This is a genomic window from Aliihoeflea sp. 40Bstr573, from assembly GCF_024105655.1.
Taxonomy (GTDB): Bacteria; Pseudomonadota; Alphaproteobacteria; order Rhizobiales; family Rhizobiaceae; genus Aliihoeflea.
In genome coordinates, this window is the sequence record NZ_JAAAMH010000002.1 from 197,480 (window position 1) to 210,962 (window position 13,483).

Consider the following 13,483-nt stretch of genomic DNA (forward strand, 5'->3'; position numbering starts at 1 on the left):
ACGAAATTTTGCGCCATGGATTCTCCTACTGAAACCGATTTGTAACGGAACCCGTTGTAAGAGTTGCAGGACCCAACCGAGATGAACCACGTGCGCACCGCCCTGATCACCCTCTCCATGCTTTCCGCAATCGTGTTCTGGGGCGCCGGCATCTACACGGCCGACGCAGCCGGTGACTTCGTCGTGGTCGACGGCTATGGCGTCGTCGCGGACTAAGACCTAGCCGGTCACCTCAAGAAACCGCTTCTCGCGACCCTCGATCGCCAGCGCCGTTAATCGGCCGCTGGCGAAAGCATATGTGTCGATATTTATGCGGTTGGCGCGCAGTTCGGGCTCGGCGTGCGGCGTGTGGCCGTGGACAATCAGCTTGGGATGCAGCCCCCGATAGTCGGAGAACTCACGCCTGATCCAGATCAGGTCGAGCGGGTCCTGGGCGTCGAGCGGGACGCCGGGGCGTATACCGGCGTGGCAGAAGAAAAAATCGCCGATCGAAAGCGAGAGCTTGAGGCCGCTGAGGAAGGCGATGTGCGCGGGCGGAACGGCGCCGATCAGCGCGTCGCGGCTCCGGCGGATGGCGGCGTCTGACGAAAAGTCCACTTTGACGCCGTACGAACGCGCGGTCGTCTCGCCCTCGAAATCCGCGAACCGCCACCACGTTTCGGCATCGGCGAGGAATTCGGCCAGCACCTTGTCGTGATTGCCCAGAAGAGCGACATGGCGCACGTTGGCCGCCACGCGCCGGGCGATCCGGTCGATCACGCCGGCGCTGTCGGCCCCGCGGTCCACATAGTCGCCCAGATAGATGACGCGCCAATCGGCGGGTCTGTCGCGGACGATCTCGCCCTCGATCAGTGCCAGCATCTTCGCCAGCAGATCGGCACGGCCGTGGATGTCGCCGATGGCGTAAAGGCGCATGCCTTCAGGGGCGCAGGCGTCCTCGTATCGGACGCCCGGCTCCATCCTAGCTGCCGACGACCATGATGTGCAGCGCGCGCGGGCCATGCGCGCCGAGCAGCATCTTCTGCTCGATGTCGCCGGAGCGCGAGGGGCCGGTGATCATGTTCAAGGTGCGCGGCATCTGCCCCTTGCCGAACGTCTCGCGGACACGGGCGAGCACGGTTTCGAGGTCGCCCGCGACATCCTTCGCATCCACGATGACAAGATGATGCTCGGGCAGGAAGTTGACGGTCGTCGGATTTTCCGCGCCCGAATGAAGCACCAGCGTGCCGGTTTCGGCGACGGCTCCGAAGGCGTGGCTGAGGCCGGTCTCGTCATTGCCGTCCGAGGGCCCGCGCCGGATTTCGAGCGCGGCTTGCATCGACCAGTCGGCACCGTTCAGTCGCGGGTCGTCGCCCATGCGGATCGAGGCCGACAGGTTCTTGGAGCGCAGATAGGCGGTGACCGCCGCCGGGAGATCGGCGTAGGACGCAAGGCGCTCGGTCGTCGCATGGACCTTTTCCGCCTGAGCGGCGAAGAGGTCGATCCGGGCCGCATCGGGCAGTTGTCCGCGTTCGGGGATGAGGCCGCGCGGGGCGCCGTCGAGGCGCTCACGGACCACCTTGGCACGCGGGCCATTGCCGGCGCCAAGCGAGGCGCGGACCTTGTTCAGAATCGCGTCGCGGGCGCTCATCGAACCGGCTCCTGCTTCTTCGCTTCGCGCTGTGCCCATTGCTGCAGGAAGGTTCGGCCTTCCGGCGCTGGCAGTTCGCGATATTTCGTCCAGCCGCCGGCAAAGGGCAGCCAGGAGAAGCGGTGCTTCGCGCCGCCGGCGGCCGACAGGACGGGAATACCGAGCGAGGCGAAGAAGCGGTAAAGCGAGGGGCGCCTGGCGAAGAAGGCCCAGGCCTTGAGGCCGTAGCGGGCAGCGGCCGGGTTCAGGCCGCGCTCGAATTCGCGCTCGCGCCAATGCCGCATCATCTTGGGCAGCGGAATCTTCATCGGGCACACGCTTTCGCAGCGGCCGCAAAAGGTCGAGGCGTTGGGCAGATGCCCGCCCTTGTCGACGCCGATCAGCGAGGGGGTGAGCACCGCGCCCATCGGACCAGGATAGACCCAGCCATACGCATGGCCGCCGACGGCGTGATAGACCGGGCAATGGTTCATGCAGGCGCCGCACCGGATACAGCGCAGCATCTCCTGGAACTCGGTGCCAAGCATCGAAGAGCGGCCATTGTCGAGAAGGACGACATGATATTCGTCCGGCCCGTCCGGGTCGCCCTCGCGGCGTCCGCCGGTCGAAATGGTGGTGTAGACGCTCATGTCCTGGCCAGTGGCCGAGCGGGCGAGAAGGCGCAGGATCTGCGCGGCATCCTCCAGCGTCGGCACGACCTTCTCGATCGAGGCGACGACGACGTGGATGCGCGGCAGGATCTGCGTCAGGTCGCCATTGCCCTCGTTCGTCACGATGATCGAAGAGCCGGTTTCGGCGACCAGGAAGTTCGCGCCCGTGATGCCGAGATCGGCCTTGAAATACTGCTCGCGCAGGACGGCGCGCGCCTCGGTCAGAAGCTTCTCGTGCTCGACGAGTTCGCGGTCGGCCGGCAGATGTGTGTGAACGCGGCGGAAATCGGCCTCGATCTGCTCCTTGTTCAGGTGCACGGCCGGCGCGATGATGTGGCTCGGATGCTCGCCGCGAAGCTGGATGATGTATTCGCCCAGATCGGTTTCGACCGGGCGCACGCCCGCTGCCTCGAGCGCGTCGTTGAGCGCGATCTCCTCGGAGATCATCGACTTGCCCTTGGTGACGGTCTTCACGCCGCGCGATGCGCAAAGATCGAGAATGATCCTGCGCGCATCCTCGGCCGTCTCGGCCCAGTGGACATGGCCGCCGGCAGCCTTCACCTGCGCCTCGTAGTTCTCCAGATAGAGATCGAGATTGGCGAGCGTGTGATCCTTGATCGCCTTGCCGTTTTCGCGCAGCGCGTCGAATTCGGGCAGCGCGTCGACTGCCTTCTTGCGTTTGTCGATGAAGCCCGCGCGAACGTTACCCAGCGCCTTTTGAAGCTGAGCGTCGGAGAGGGCCTTGACGGAGTTTGCCTTGAATTCCGGAGAGCGTATCTGCATCAGTTCGCTCCCCCGATCGGCGGCTGGTCGGTCATGCCGGCCAGGACTTCGGCGACGTGGCGGACCTCGATGGACGAGCCGTCGCGCTTCAGCTTGCCGGCCATGTTCATCAGACAGCCGAGATCGCCCGCCAGCAGCATGTCGGCGCCGGCGGTTTCGATGTTCGCGGTCTTCTTCGTGACGATGGCGTTCGAGATGTCGGAATATTTGACGCAGAAGGTGCCGCCGAAGCCGCAGCACACGTCCGCTTCCTGCATCTCGGCGATCTTAAGCCCCTCGACCGAGGCAAGCAGCTTGCGCGGCTGGTCGTGAATGCCGAGTTCGCGCAGGCCCGAGCAGGAATCGTGATAGGTCGCGGTGGCGGTGAGCTTGGCGGTGACGCCCTCGACCTTCATCTCGTCGGCGAGGAAGGAAACGAGTTCGTGGACCTTCTTCGAAAACTCCGCCGCGCGGCTTTCCCAGGCCGGATCACCGGCGAAGAGTGCGGGATAGTGCTTCTTCAGCATGCCGGTGCACGAGCCCGAGGGCGCGACGACATAGTCGAACTCCTCGAAAGCGGCGATGGTGGCCTTCGCGATCTCGCGCGTGTCCTCGCGGTCGCCGGAATTGTAAGCCGGCTGGCCACAGCAGGTCTGCGTCATCGGCACGTCGACCGTGCAGCCGGCCTCCTCGATCAGCTTCACGGCCGCAAATCCGACGCTGGGCCGGAACAGATCGACCAGGCAGGTGACGAACAGGCCCACCGTCGGTCGCTTCGTCGATTGATGTTGCAAGAGCGTTTCCCGTCTTTCCGTTGGGCGGCACGATAGACCCGGGAGGCGTTTTTTCAAGTGGCCAGTCGGCTACCGGCCGCTATAAGTGCAGGGAAGGGAAGCCGAACGGGAGGAGCTTTCAATGTCAGGACCCGTCATGCCGGCCGCCGACGAGGCGACGCTTTCACGGCGCGCGGAAATTGTCGCCGACATGCGCGTCATCGTCCCGGGCGAAGGCGTGGTGGAAGCGGAGCATGCCATGCGCGCTTTCGAAAGCGACGGGCTGACGGCCTATCGGCAACTTCCCCTGGTCGTCGTCCTGCCGGAGACGACGGCGCAAGTTTCCCGCATCCTGAAATACTGCAACGAGCGAAACATCCGCGTCGTGCCGCGCGGCTCGGGCACCTCGCTCTCCGGCGGCGCGCTGCCGCTGGCCGACGCCGTTCTGCTCGTCATGAGCCGGTTCAACCGCATTCTCGACATAGACTTTGCCAACCGCACGGTGACCGCGCAGCCGGGCGTGACCAATCTCGGCATCACCAAAGCCGTCGAAGAGGAAGGCTTTTACTATGCGCCCGACCCCTCCTCGCAGATCGCCTGCTCGATCGGCGGCAATGTCGCGGAGAATTCGGGCGGCGTGCACTGCCTGAAATACGGGCTGACGGCCAACAATGTGCTCGGCCTCGAGATGGTGTTGATCGACGGTGAGGTGATTCGGCTCGGCGGCAAGCATCTCGATGCGGAGGGCTACGATCTTCTTGGCCTGATGACGGGCTCCGAGGGGCTGCTCGGCGTTGTCACCGAGGTGACGGTGCGCATCCTGCAAAAGCCGGAAGCGGCGCGTGCGATGCTCGTCGGTTTCCCGTCCTCCGAACAGGCGGGGCAGTGCGTCGCCGACATCATCGGCGCGGGCATCGTTCCCGGCGGGATGGAAATGATGGACCGGCCGGCGATCCATGCCGCCGAGGCCTTCGTCCATGCCGGCTATCCGCTCGATGTCGAGGCGCTTCTGATCGTCGAGCTCGACGGGCCGGTCGCCGAGATCGACGATCTGATCGGCGAGGTGGAGCGGCTGGCGGCGCAAAACGGCGCGACGACAAGCCGGATTTCGACGTCGGATTCCGAGCGCGCCATCTTCTGGGCAGGCCGCAAGGCGGCGTTTCCGGCCGTGGGGCGCATTTCGCCCGATTATTACTGCATGGACGGGACGATCCCGCGCAAGGAACTGCCGACCGTCCTAGCGCGGATGCGCGAACTATCGGAGAAATACGGGCTGGAAGTCGCCAACGTCTTCCACGCAGGCGATGGCAATCTGCATCCGCTGATCCTCTACGACGCGAACAAGCCGGGCGAACTCGACCGCGCCGAGGCCTTCGGCTCGGATATCTTGCGACTGTGTGTCGAGGTTGGCGGCGTGCTGACCGGCGAGCACGGGGTGGGCGTGGAAAAGCGCGATCTGATGCCGGAAATGTTTTCCGACATCGACCTCAACCAGCAGATCCGGGTGAAATGCGCGTTCGATCCGGAGCATCTGCTGAACCCCGGCAAGGTGTTTCCGCAACTGCATCGCTGCGCGGAAATGGGCCGGATGCACATCAGTCGCGGCCAAGTGGCGTTTCCGGATATTCCAAGGTTTTGATCATCACATGACCACCTTCACCCCCTCCTCCGCAGCGGAGACGCTGGACGCCTTGCAATGGGCGGTCTCCGAGGAAGCGCCGCTCGAGATCATCGGGCATGGGTCGAAGCGCGGGATCGGGCGGCCGGTGCAGAGCGAACATGCCATCGACCTTTCCGGACTGACCGGCGTGACGCTTTACGAGCCCGAGGAACTGGTCCTTTCGGCGCGGGCCGGCACGCCGATCGCCGAAATCGAGGCGCTGCTGAAAGAGCATCGGCAGGAGTTTGCGTTCGAGCCGATGGACTATGGGCCGCTGCTTGGAAGCGAGCCGGGGCGCGGCACGGTTGGCGGGGCGCTGGCAGCGAACCTTTCCGGGCCTCGGCGGCTGAAATCGGGCGCGGCGCGGGATCACATCCTCGGCGTCCATGCGGTGTCAGGGCGCGGCGAGGCGTTCAAGTCAGGCGGGCGGGTGGTCAAGAACGTCACCGGCTACGACTTGTCCAAGGGGTTGGCGGGTTCGTGGGGCACGCTGGCCGTGGTCACAGATCTGACGTTCAAGGTGCTTCCGGCAGCCGAGACCGAGAAGAGTTTCGTCATTCGCGGGCTCGACGACGGGCCGGCTGCCTTCGCCATGGCGGCGGGTATGGGATCGAGCGCCGAGGTTTCGTCGGCCGCGCATCTGCCGCCCAGCGTGACGGGGCGCGTCCTCGACGGCGCGCTGAAGGGACCGGCTTCGACGCTGCTGCGGCTGGAAGGGTTCGGGCCATCGGTCGAATACCGCCTCAAGACGCTCACAGGGCTGCTCGCCGCGCAAGGCGAGATCGAGGTTCTCGAACAGGCGCAGTCGCGGCAGGTGTGGCGCGAAATCCGCGATTGCCTGCCTTACGCCGACGGCACCAGCCGTCCGGTGTGGCGCATTTCGATGGCGCCGAGCCAGGGGTGGAAGATGGTCGCCGAACTGCGGCTCCATGCCGGCGCGGACGTCTTCTACGACTGGCAGGGCGGGCTGATCTGGGCGCGGATGGAAGCCGAGCCGGACGCCGAAGGGCTGAGGGCGCTGATCGCGCATTTCGGCGGCGGCCATGCGACGCTGGTGCGCGCAAGCGTGCCGGTGCGCGCGGCGACGCAGGTGTTCCAGCCGCAGGCCGGCGCACTTGGCCAACTGGCGGGGCGGCTGAAGGACCAGTTCGACCCGAAAGGAATTCTCAATCCGGGAAGGATGGGCTGATGCAAACCTCTTTCTCCCTCGCACAGCTCGCCGATCCGCATGTGGCGGAATCGGAGAAAATCTTGCGAACCTGCGTCCATTGCGGGTTCTGCACCGCGACCTGCCCGACCTATGTGACACTCGGCAACGAGCTCGACAGTCCGCGCGGGCGCATCTACCTGATCAAGGACATGCTGGAAAACGACCGGCCGGCAGACGAGACGGTGGTGACGCATATCGACAGGTGTCTGTCTTGCCTTTCCTGCATGACGACCTGTCCGTCGGGCGTCCATTACATGCACCTCGTCGACCATGCGCGGGCGCATATCGAGAAGACATACAAGCGACCGCTGATGGACCGGCTGGTGCGCGGGCTTCTCGCCGCCACCCTACCCTATCCGGACCGGATGCGCGCGAGCCTGAAACTGGCCGGTGTCGGCCGCGCCTTTGCCGGGGTGTTTCGTGCCGTGCCGGGGTTGAAGCCGATCGTGGCGATGCTGGAGCTGGCGCCGAAAAACATTCCGCCGGCGTCGGATGTGTCGAGGCCGGCAGTGCATGGCGCCTCGATGCAGAAGCGCGGGCGCGTGGCGATCCTGACAGGGTGCGCGCAGTCGGTGCTCGATCCCGGCATCAACGAGGCGACAGTGCGGCTTTTGACCCGGCTCGGGATCGAGGTCGTCGTGCCTGCGGGCGAAGGCTGTTGCGGGGCGCTGACGCATCACATGGGACGCGAGGAACAGGCACTCGATTTTGCGCGCAGGAACGTCGATGCCTGGACGCGCGAGATCGACCAGGGCGGGCTCGACGCGATCGTCATCACGGCGTCGGGCTGCGGGACGACGATCAAGGATTACGGCTTCATGCTGCGGCTCGATCCTGTCTATGCCGAGAAGGCGGCGCGGGTGTCGGCGCTGGCAAAGGACGTGACGGAATATCTGGCGAGCCTCGATTTGCCGGAACCGGTGGTTCGGCCTGAGCTGACCGTCGCCTATCATTCGGCCTGCTCCATGCAGCACGGGCAGAAGATCACGGGCCTGCCGAAGACGCTGTTGCAGGCGGCGGGCTTTGCCGTGCGCGAGCCGCGCGAGGGCCATCTTTGCTGCGGTTCGGCCGGAACCTACAACATCCTGCAGCCGGAGATTTCGCTCAAGCTGCGCGACCGCAAGGTGGCGAACATCGAAGCGACCGGGGCCGATCTGGTTGCAACCGGCAATATCGGCTGCATGACCCAGATCGCGTCTGGCTCGCACCTGCCGATCGTGCATACGGTGTCACTGCTCGATTGGGCGTATGGCGGGCCGAAGCCGGCAGGGCTGCCGAGGCGCGGGCGATGGAAGCGGCGGAGTAAAAGCGAAAGGGCAGCGCGAGGAATCGCACTGCCCTTCAAGCGACGGTCCTGATCGTTCGACCCGTCGCCGCGGTCACCGTCCCCCGATGTCCGCTATCCCCTCTCCGGGAATTCTTCGTCAGCAGGCGCAGTTTCCACCGTGCCGGGAATTGATCAGCTCACCACAACCCTTGTACCGACTTTGACGCGTTCGTAAAGGTCGGTGACATCCTCGTTGCGCATGCGAATGCAGCCCGACGAGACGGCCTGGCCGATGGTCCAGGGCGCGTTGGTGCCGTGAATGCGGTAGAGCGTGGAGCCGAGATAGAGCGCGCGGGCGCCGAGTGGGTTTTCCGGGCCGCCGACCATGTGCGCCGGCAGGATGCGGCCCTTGGCACGCTCGCGGGCGATCATTTCCTTCGGCGGCGTCCAGCCCGGCCATTCGGCCTTGCGGGTGATTGTTTCCGTGCCGCGCCAGGAAAAGCCTTCCTTGCCGACGCCAACGCCGTAGCGCCGCGCGGTGCCGCCTTCCTGCACGAGGTAGAGGAACTTGGCGCTGGTATCGATGACGATCGTGCCGGGCTTGTGGGAGCCGGTGTAGGCGACCTCCTGCGGCAGGAAGATCGGGTCCATCTGCGGCGCGGAATCGCGCGGCGCGGCGGGCGCCATTGCAGCCGTGTGAACCGGATCGGGCGCGACGACGAGCGAGCGCTGGCGGATGATCGGCGCCGGCGCGACGGCCATGCGGGCACCAGGGGCGACGTGTCGCCGGACGGTGCGCTCGCGGATCGGGGCGCCGTGCGGCGCACGCTGCAACTGCATGACCCAAGGGGCCGAAAGATCGGGACTGACGACCAGCGGCGGGCGCTCGCCATAGCGGTCCTGCGCCATCGCCGATGCCGGCAGGAGCACGGCCAGAGCCGCGCAAAGAAGAATGGATTTCATGGACGGTCTCACCTGAATTGACTGTCGTTTCAACGCGCATTGTCAGGATGCGCTGCCACGAAAGCATGAATCCGCTTTCATAAAATGCCCGTCCTGGCGTAAAGCTTCGGGTGTGGTTACCGGCCGGTTCATGACGGTGGTGAATGCGGCGTTAACGAGGAATAACAAGGCGATGGCGCAAGATGTTGCGGGGCTGATCGAAGGCGGGGACGGCAAGCTGCGCTGTGCCTGGCATGGCAATCTGCCGGACTACCTGACCTATCACGACACCGAATGGGGCCGGCCGGTGACGGCCGACATCAGGCTGTTCGAGAAGCTGTGCCTCGAAGGTTTCCAGTCGGGCCTCTCCTGGCTGACGATCCTCAGAAAGCGCGAGAACTTCCGCGAGGCCTTCGAGGGATTCGATTTCCGCGTGCTGGCCACGCGTCCCCAAAGCGAGATCGAGCGGCACCTGCAAAATGCCGGCATCGTGCGCCATCGCGGCAAGATCGCCTCGGTCTACAACAATGCGCGGCGGGCCGTGGAACTCGTCAACGAGCACGGCTCGCTGGCCGCGTTCTTCTGGTCGTTCGAACCGCAGGCGCATGAACGGCCGGACGTGTTCGACTTCGACGCCCTCAAGGCGACCCCGAAGACAGAAGTGTCGACGCGCATCTCGAAGATCCTGAAGAAGAAGGGCTGGAGCTTCGTCGGGCCCACCACGGTGTATGCGTTCATGCAGGCGATGGGGCTGGTCAACGACCATATCGAGGGCTGCTTCTGCCGCGCGCAGGTGGAGGGCGAGCGGCAGAAGCTGAAGCGGCCCCTTACCGCGAATTAACCCGGCGGACAGTTCGCGGTAAGGTTGCGGCAGGCACAGTTGCGTTCAGGGACAACGCATACGAGGACTTGCCATGAAAACCACCATCGTCACCTTGCTGATCACCAGCTTCGCGGCCTCCACCGCCGCCTTCGCGCAGGACGCAACGCAGACCGACCGTTCGCCGCGCCAAATGATGCGTGAATTGCATAAGGAGATACGCGCAGACGGGGTCGACCAGGCGCGTTTTGCGGAGGTCGTCACCGCGCGCGCCGAAGCCCGATTCGACCAGCTTGACGCGGATGGCGACGGGCAGATCTCACGCGAGGAATTCCTGGCCAACATCGACAACCGCGTCGAGCGCCAGTTCGCGCGGATGGATCGTAACGATGACGGGATGCTGACCAGCGAGGACCGTCCGTTCCGCGGCGGGATGCGCGGCGAGCGCGGCCAGCGCGCCGACAAGGCCGAGCGCACGGCACCGGCCGAGCGGACGAACGACGCACCGGCCGAATAAGGCCTGCGGCCGGCCCCACTTGACCGCGGGCCGGCCCCTGCCCCATCTGGTTCGCCATGCGAGCGAACTACAAGATGCAACGGCTCTTCGTGGAGGGCGGCCTTTCCGGTGACGGGACGGTCGCCCTTTCCGCGCAGCAGAGCCACTACCTGACCAATGTCATACGCATGCGTGAAGGCGGCGAGTTGCTGGTCTTCAACGGGCGCGACGGCGAATGGCGCGCGAGCGTGGCGGCGATCTCGAAAAAGAGCGTGACACTGTCGCTCGCCGAGCAGACACGTCCGCAACCGGCGACCCCCGATCTCATCTACTGTTTCGCGCCGATCAAGGCCGGACGGCTGGACTACATGGTGCAAAAGGCGGTGGAGATGGGCGCAGGCGCGCTGCAGCCAGTCATCACGCAGCATACGCAAATGGCAAAGATCGGCACGGAAAGGCTGCAGGCCAATGCGATCGAGGCAGCCGAGCAATGCGGAGTGCTCGCGGTGCCAGAGATTCGCGAACCGATGAAGCTCGACCGCTTGCTTGCGGAGTGGGACACGGACCGGGCGCTGATCTTCTGCGACGAGAGCGCGACCGGGGACAATCCGGTGGAGACGCTGATTCGCTTGAAGGGGCGCAGGTTGGCGTTGATCGTCGGGCCGGAGGGCGGGTTTTCCGACGGCGAGCGGCGGCAGCTGCACGCGCTCGATTTCGTCACCGCCATTCCGCTCGGGCCGAGGATATTGAGGGCGGATACGGCGGCGGTCGCGGCGCTGGCAGTGATCCAGGCGACGATCGGGGATTGGTAGGGCAGCGGCGGTGAAATGCTGCCGTTCTTCACGAAGTGACCCCACCCTTCTAGGTCGAATATGCGGCCAGCGGCATTCGCGACGATTAAGGCAGGCAGGTACATCGACAGCCGGCCGAGATCGAGCGAAGCGAGATCCATTCCGCGAATTTGAATGTCACGCGACGGGTTCCGAACGTGGCCCGACGCCGACGCATCGCCGCCGTTTCGAGACGACGCAGCATCGCACTGGCCGATCCATCAACCGCCATTGACGCAGCGGTCAGGATTTTTCGCTTGATCGTCGATGGCATTTGCGGCCAACACACCCACATTCTTACGCAAGGCTCGGGACCCGGGGACATTTCATGGCACGCGACACGACCGATTTCCGGCCGATCGAAGAAAAATCGGAGCTCGTCGCTCATCTCGCCGAAGGCTCTAAGCCGAAGGAGAAATGGCGGATCGGCACCGAGCATGAGAAGTTCCCCTTCTATGTCGATGGCAACGCGCCGGTGCCCTATGGCGGAGACAACGGCATCCGGGCGCTGCTGGAAGGGATGCAGAAGACGCTCGGCTGGGACCCGATCGTGGATGCCGGGCATATCATCGGGCTCGTCGAGCCGACGGGACAGGGCGCGATCTCGCTTGAGCCGGGCGGGCAGTTCGAACTTTCCGGCGCGCCGCTCGAAACGATCCATCAGACGTGCCGCGAGGGCAACGCGCATCTCGCGCAGCTTCGCCAGATCGCCGAGCCGCTCGGCATCCGCTTTCTTGGCCTTGGCGGCAGCCCGAAATGGACGCTGGCCGAAACGCCGCGCATGCCCAAGTCGCGCTACGACATCATGACCGCCTACATGCCGAAGGTCGGCAGCCACGGCCTCGACATGATGTACAGGACCTGCACGATCCAGGTGAATCTCGATTTCTCCTCCGAAGAAGACATGCGCCGCAAGATGCAGGTTTCGCTGAAGCTGCAACCGCTTTCGACCGCGCTCTTCGCCAACTCTCCCTTCACCGAAGGCAAGCCAAACGGGCTGCAAAGCTGGCGCGGCGAGATCTGGCGCGACACGGACAATCAGCGCGCCGGCATGCTTGAAATGTGCTTCTCGCCCGATTTCGGCTTTGCGAACTATGTCGAATGGGCGCTCGACGTGCCGATGTATTTCCTCATTCGTGAGGGCCGCTATTTCGACGTCACGCATGTGACATTCCGCCAGTTCATGGACGGCGCCCTGAAGGACGAGATTCCGAACGGGCTGCCGACGATGGGCGACTGGGCGAACCACCTTTCCACGCTCTTCCCCGATGTGCGGCTGAAGCGCTTTCTTGAAATGCGTGGTGCCGATGGCGGACCGTGGCGACGCATCTGCGCGTTGCCGGCCTTCTGGGTCGGGCTGCTATACGACGACGCCGCGCTCGACGCCGCCGAAGAACTGACGGCCGACTGGACCTATCAGGAATGCCTTGCCCAGCGCGACGCCGTGCCGGCTCAGGGACTGGCGACGCCGTTCCGCAACCACACGCTGCGCGAGATCGGTCGAGAGGTTCTGGCAATTTCGCGCATGGGCCTGACAAACCGGGCGCACAAGAACCACGAAGGCTATGACGAGACCGGCTTCCTCGCGCCGCTCGACGAGGTGATCGCTCGCGGGACGACCAGCGCGGAAGAGATGGTGCGGGCTTACCACACCCGCTGGGGCGGATCGATCGAGCCGGCGTTCCTCGAGTATGCGTATTGAGGACGCCGCCTATTCGACGATCGGTTCGAGATGGAGCAGGTTGCCGCTCCGCTTCCTTCCCAGCGTTTTGAGATAAGCGTCGAGCATCTTGGGATTGGTTCGGTCGAAATGCGCGATCAGCCGGTGCGCAAGAAGTTCGAAATCGGAGCGCACGAAAGCCCCCTCTCCGGCAGTCTTCTTGTCGGAGAATTTTTCCCTCTCGGAGCAAATGTGCTCTTCGAGCAAGAGCCAGTAGAGACAGATGTTGACGCCCCACAGCTTGCGGAAGTGGGAGATGTCGACAAGCTGATGATTGACGAAATAAGCCATTCGCGAATAGGCGTTCGTCACTTGCTGGGCGCTCCTGGTCGCTGCGGGATCGTTCTTCCAGGTTGAGTACGGCGTCGTCGAGAAGGTCTTCACAACCCTCTCGTCATCCTTGACCTTGTCCATCTGTTCCATTGCCCAACGCATGAGCTCCGCCGTACGCGTATTTTGTCCCTCGCGGACGGTTTGAAAGCCAACAACCACGGAAGCAAGCAGGACGAGATTGATCAGGATCGTCACAATCGCCGCAAGCGATCCAACGCCTGTCCAATCCAGATTTGCCAGATCGATGCGCTCGATGTAGCCCGCATAAACAAGCAGCGCGGCAGGTCCTAGCGAAAGGACCAGCATCGAAATTCCAAGTATTGCAGCCTGCGCCCAACCCATTCGCATAATTGTTCCCAGAAACTTTGCTGTTGTGCCGCGACGTGTGCG

Annotated in this window: 14 protein-coding genes; 8 read left to right on the top strand and 6 right to left on the bottom strand. The window is 64.4% G+C overall.

Annotated elements, in window-relative coordinates; genetic code table 11:
- The first annotated feature begins 81 nt into the window (after positions 1-81).
- Positions 82-216, top strand: a complete 135-nt coding sequence (locus GTK01_RS20945) for a hypothetical protein (protein ID WP_256483505.1) — start codon at positions 82-84, stop codon at positions 214-216.
- A gap of 3 nt (positions 217-219) precedes the next feature.
- Here the strand turns inward: GTK01_RS20945 and GTK01_RS04165 are convergent, their stop codons facing one another.
- The 4 genes from GTK01_RS04165 to GTK01_RS04180 are packed head-to-tail and all read right to left on the bottom strand — an operon-like array spanning position 220 to position 3,836.
- A complete protein-coding gene (locus tag GTK01_RS04165; protein ID WP_252924588.1) occupies positions 220-960 on the bottom strand; it encodes a metallophosphoesterase in 741 nt (246 codons plus the stop codon).
- Between the two features lies 1 nt (position 961).
- Entirely contained in the window at positions 962-1,630 is a 669-nt protein-coding gene (locus GTK01_RS04170) for a lactate utilization protein (protein ID WP_252924589.1), read from the bottom strand.
- On the bottom strand, positions 1,627-3,063 hold the full coding sequence (locus GTK01_RS04175; protein WP_252924590.1) for a LutB/LldF family L-lactate oxidation iron-sulfur protein: 1,437 nt from the start codon (positions 3,061-3,063) through the stop codon (positions 1,627-1,629). The genes GTK01_RS04170 and GTK01_RS04175 overlap by 4 nt, the downstream gene beginning before the upstream one ends.
- A complete protein-coding gene (locus GTK01_RS04180) occupies positions 3,063-3,836 on the bottom strand; it encodes a (Fe-S)-binding protein (RefSeq protein ID WP_252924591.1) in 774 nt (257 codons plus the stop codon). Before GTK01_RS04180 ends, GTK01_RS04175 begins: the two co-directional genes overlap by 1 nt.
- Positions 3,837-3,957: 121 nt before the next feature.
- Between GTK01_RS04180 and GTK01_RS04185 the strand changes: the two genes are divergently transcribed.
- Genes GTK01_RS04185 through glcF form a run of 3 tightly spaced genes read left to right on the top strand, consistent with a single transcriptional unit; the run spans position 3,958 to position 8,043 of the window.
- On the top strand, positions 3,958-5,454 hold the full coding sequence (locus GTK01_RS04185; RefSeq protein WP_252924592.1) for an FAD-linked oxidase C-terminal domain-containing protein: 1,497 nt from the start codon (positions 3,958-3,960) through the stop codon (positions 5,452-5,454).
- 7 nt (positions 5,455-5,461) lie between these two features.
- A complete protein-coding gene (locus tag GTK01_RS04190; RefSeq protein ID WP_252924593.1) occupies positions 5,462-6,664 on the top strand; it encodes an FAD-binding protein in 1,203 nt (400 codons plus the stop codon).
- A complete protein-coding gene (gene glcF, locus GTK01_RS04195) occupies positions 6,664-8,043 on the top strand; it encodes a glycolate oxidase subunit GlcF (protein WP_252924594.1) in 1,380 nt (459 codons plus the stop codon). The genes GTK01_RS04190 and glcF overlap by 1 nt, the downstream gene beginning before the upstream one ends.
- Before the next feature lie 101 nt (positions 8,044-8,144).
- Here glcF and GTK01_RS04200 read toward each other — a convergent pair whose 3' ends face one another.
- Complete coding sequence (locus tag GTK01_RS04200) at positions 8,145-8,915, bottom strand: L,D-transpeptidase (RefSeq protein WP_252924595.1); 771 nt, start codon at positions 8,913-8,915, stop codon at positions 8,145-8,147.
- A 172-nt stretch (positions 8,916-9,087) separates the two neighbouring features.
- Between GTK01_RS04200 and GTK01_RS04205 the strand changes: the two genes are divergently transcribed.
- The 4 genes from GTK01_RS04205 (at position 9,088) to GTK01_RS04220 (ending at position 12,742) form a co-directional block, all read left to right on the top strand.
- Positions 9,088-9,735 carry a DNA-3-methyladenine glycosylase I gene (locus tag GTK01_RS04205; RefSeq protein ID WP_252924596.1) on the top strand — a complete coding sequence of 216 codons (648 nt, stop codon included), beginning with the start codon at positions 9,088-9,090 and terminating at the stop codon, positions 9,733-9,735.
- Positions 9,736-9,808: 73 nt separating this feature from the next.
- On the top strand, positions 9,809-10,231 hold the full coding sequence (locus GTK01_RS04210) for a hypothetical protein (RefSeq protein ID WP_252924597.1): 423 nt from the start codon (positions 9,809-9,811) through the stop codon (positions 10,229-10,231).
- A 56-nt stretch (positions 10,232-10,287) separates the two neighbouring features.
- Positions 10,288-11,022 (top strand): 16S rRNA (uracil(1498)-N(3))-methyltransferase, encoded by a 735-nt coding sequence (locus GTK01_RS04215; protein WP_252924598.1) that lies wholly within the window; start codon positions 10,288-10,290, stop codon positions 11,020-11,022.
- Positions 11,023-11,368: 346 nt separating this feature from the next.
- Positions 11,369-12,742 carry a glutamate--cysteine ligase gene (locus GTK01_RS04220; protein ID WP_252924599.1) on the top strand — a complete coding sequence of 458 codons (1,374 nt, stop codon included), beginning with the start codon at positions 11,369-11,371 and terminating at the stop codon, positions 12,740-12,742.
- 9 nt (positions 12,743-12,751) lie between these two features.
- Here the strand turns inward: GTK01_RS04220 and GTK01_RS04225 are convergent, their stop codons facing one another.
- Positions 12,752-13,435, bottom strand: a complete 684-nt coding sequence (locus GTK01_RS04225) for a hypothetical protein (RefSeq protein ID WP_252924600.1) — start codon at positions 13,433-13,435, stop codon at positions 12,752-12,754.
- Between the last annotated feature and the right edge of the window lie 48 nt (positions 13,436-13,483).

Bases quoted from the DNA above. Each gene is read 5' to 3' on its own strand.
- GTK01_RS20945 (WP_256483505.1), top strand. From the start codon at position 82: ATGAACCACGTGCGCACCGCCCTGATCACCCTCTCCATGCTTTCCGCA.
- GTK01_RS04165 (WP_252924588.1), bottom strand. From the start codon at position 960: ATGGAGCCGGGCGTCCGATACGAGGACGCCTGCGCCCCTGAAGGCATG.
- GTK01_RS04170 (WP_252924589.1), bottom strand. From the start codon at position 1,630: ATGAGCGCCCGCGACGCGATTCTGAACAAGGTCCGCGCCTCGCTTGGC.
- GTK01_RS04175 (WP_252924590.1), bottom strand. From the start codon at position 3,063: ATGCAGATACGCTCTCCGGAATTCAAGGCAAACTCCGTCAAGGCCCTC.
- GTK01_RS04185 (WP_252924592.1), top strand. From the start codon at position 3,958: ATGTCAGGACCCGTCATGCCGGCCGCCGACGAGGCGACGCTTTCACGG.
- GTK01_RS04190 (WP_252924593.1), top strand. From the start codon at position 5,462: ATGACCACCTTCACCCCCTCCTCCGCAGCGGAGACGCTGGACGCCTTG.
- glcF (WP_252924594.1), top strand. From the start codon at position 6,664: ATGCAAACCTCTTTCTCCCTCGCACAGCTCGCCGATCCGCATGTGGCG.
- GTK01_RS04200 (WP_252924595.1), bottom strand. From the start codon at position 8,915: ATGAAATCCATTCTTCTTTGCGCGGCTCTGGCCGTGCTCCTGCCGGCA.
- GTK01_RS04205 (WP_252924596.1), top strand. From the start codon at position 9,088: ATGGCGCAAGATGTTGCGGGGCTGATCGAAGGCGGGGACGGCAAGCTG.
- GTK01_RS04210 (WP_252924597.1), top strand. From the start codon at position 9,809: ATGAAAACCACCATCGTCACCTTGCTGATCACCAGCTTCGCGGCCTCC.
- GTK01_RS04215 (WP_252924598.1), top strand. From the start codon at position 10,288: ATGCGAGCGAACTACAAGATGCAACGGCTCTTCGTGGAGGGCGGCCTT.
- GTK01_RS04220 (WP_252924599.1), top strand. From the start codon at position 11,369: ATGGCACGCGACACGACCGATTTCCGGCCGATCGAAGAAAAATCGGAG.
- GTK01_RS04225 (WP_252924600.1), bottom strand. From the start codon at position 13,435: ATGGGTTGGGCGCAGGCTGCAATACTTGGAATTTCGATGCTGGTCCTT.